2 protein-coding genes are annotated in these 2,434 nt (G+C 71.9%); both read left to right on the forward strand.

The window, feature by feature from the left end; all coding sequences use genetic code 11:
• Window positions 1-1,576: ATP-dependent DNA helicase RecG (gene recG, locus K0M70_RS05885; RefSeq protein ID WP_290780540.1), on the forward strand; the 1,576-nt coding region annotated here is incomplete at its 5' end.
• A gap of 62 nt (window positions 1,577-1,638) precedes the next feature.
• The coding region (locus K0M70_RS05890) for a nucleoside hydrolase (protein ID WP_290780543.1) at window positions 1,639-2,434 on the forward strand (796 nt) is incomplete at its 3' end.

Raw genomic sequence — 2,434 nt, forward strand, 5'->3', positions numbered from 1 at the left:
GCTCGACCGGCTGCCGCCGGCCGATGAGCTGGAGCTGCTGCCGGCCGGCCTGCGCGACCGGCTGATGCTGCCAACCCTGCGCGACGCCCTGCTGACCGCGCACCGCCCGCCGCCCGATACCAACCTGCGCGATTTCGAGCTGGGCGTGCACCCGGCACTGCGTCGCCTGGCGATCGAGGAACTGCTGGCCCACCACCTGAGCCTTCGCCGCCAGCGGATCTCGCTGCGCGCGCACGGGGCGATGCCGGTGCGAGCGGCCGGGAAGCTGGCCGCTTCGCTGCGACGCGAACTGAAGTTCGAGCTGACCGGCGCGCAGCAGCGCGTGCTGGCGGAGGTGGCGCAGGACATGGCGCGACCCGAGCCGATGCTTCGGCTGGTGCAGGGCGACGTGGGCAGCGGCAAGACCGTGGTGGCGGCGCTGGCCGCGGCCAATGCCGTGGAGGCGGGGCGCCAGGTCGCGCTGATGGCCCCTACCGAGCTTCTGGCCGAACAGCACCTGGCCAATTTCCGCGCCTGGTTCGAGCCGCTGGGCCTGCGTGTGGCCTGGTTGGCCGGCAAGGTCACCGGCAAGGCCCGAACGTCGGTGCTGGCCGAAATCGCCAGCGGCCAGGCGCAAGTGGTGGTGGGCACCCATGCGCTGATGCAGGACAAGGTGGTTTTCTCCAGCCTGGCCCTGGCCATCGTGGACGAACAGCACCGGTTCGGCGTGCACCAGCGCCTGGCGCTGCGCGACAAGGGCCTGAGCGGCAGCCAGGTGCCGCACCAGCTGGTGATGACGGCCACGCCCATCCCGCGCACCCTGGCGATGTCGGCCTACGCGGACCTGGACGTGTCGGTGATCGACGAGATGCCGCCCGGCCGCACCCCGGTGCAGACGGTGGCGATCAGCGGCGACCGCCGCGGCGAAGTGGTGGACCGTATCCGCGCCGCGTGCGCGGAGGGTCGGCAGGCCTACTGGGTCTGCACCCTGATCGAGGACAGTGACGAGGTCGAGGCGCAGGCGGCGCAGTCCACGTATGAACAGTTGGGCCTGCTGCTGCCCGGGTTGCGGCTGGGCCTGCTGCACGGACGCATGAAGCCCGCGCAGAAGCAGGCGGTGATGGGCGACTTCAAGGCGGGCCGCCTGCAGCTGCTGGTGGCCACGACGGTGATCGAGGTGGGCGTGGACGTGCCCAACGCCAGCCTGATGATCATCGAGAACGCCGAGCGCCTGGGCCTGGCGCAGCTGCACCAGCTGCGTGGGCGCGTCGGGCGCGGTGCGGCGGCGTCCAGCTGCGTGCTGATGTACCGCGCCCCGCTGTCGCAGATGGCGCGCGAGCGCCTGGAAGTGATGCGCGCAAGCACCGATGGCTTCCTGATCGCCGAGAAGGACCTGGAGTTGCGCGGTCCGGGCGAACTGCTGGGCACGCGCCAGACGGGCCTGGCCAGTTTCCGCGTGGCCGACCTGGTCCGTGACGCCGGACTGTTGCCGGAAGTGCACGCGGCCGCCGACGCGATGCTGGCGCAGTCGCCCGACCTGGCCGATCGGCTGGTGCTGCGCTGGGTAGGCGGCGCGGCGAAGTTCGCGGGCGCCTGAGCGGTCCGCCCCGGGACCCCGTGCCTTTTTCATCCGGTGGCATCGTCTTGCATACTCGGGGCATGGACGAACTCATTCCCCTGCTGATCGACACCGACCCCGGCGTGGACGACGCGCTGGCCCTGCTGATGGCTTTCGCCGACCCGCGCCACCGCCTGCTGGGCCTGACCGTTGCCGCGGGCAACGTCGGCCTGCGCCACACCGTGGCCAATGCGCTCAAGCTTTGCGAGGTGGCGGGCGTTGAAGTGCCGGTGTACGCCGGCTGTCCGGTGCCCCTGCTGCACGAGGCCGACGACGCCGCGTACGTGCATGGCCAGGATGGTTTCGGCGACACCGGTTATGCGCGGTCGACACGGGCGGCGTCCGAGGAGCACGCGGCGCTGGCGATCATCCGCCTGGCGAAGGCGCACCAGGGGCGCCTGCTGCTGGTTACGCTGGGCCCCCTGACCAACCTGGCCCTGGCGCTGCGCCTGGATCCCGACCTGCCGTCGCGCATCGGGCGGCTGGTGGTGATGGGCGGGGCGGTGACGGGGCAGGGCAATACGTCCATCCCGGCGGAATTCAACATCGCCTTCGACCCCGAGGCGGCCGACGTGGTGTTCCGGGGCTTCCCCCGGTTCGAACTGGTGGACTGGGAGGCGGTGACCCGCCACGGGCTGCAGCACGCCGACGTCGCGTCCTGGCTGGCGGCCGGGGACGACCGCGCGCGCTTTTATGAAGTTATCTCGCGCGCCAATCGGGCGCGCCCGGCCGACCACCGCGGCGGGCGCTGGCTCAGCGCCGATGCCCTGGCCTTGGCGGCGGCGCTGCAGCCCGACGGCGTCAGCCGCGGCGTAGAGCGTTACCTGGGGGGGGGGG

Source organism: Arenimonas sp. (assembly GCF_019459675.1).
Lineage (GTDB): Bacteria > Pseudomonadota > Gammaproteobacteria > Xanthomonadales > Xanthomonadaceae > Arenimonas.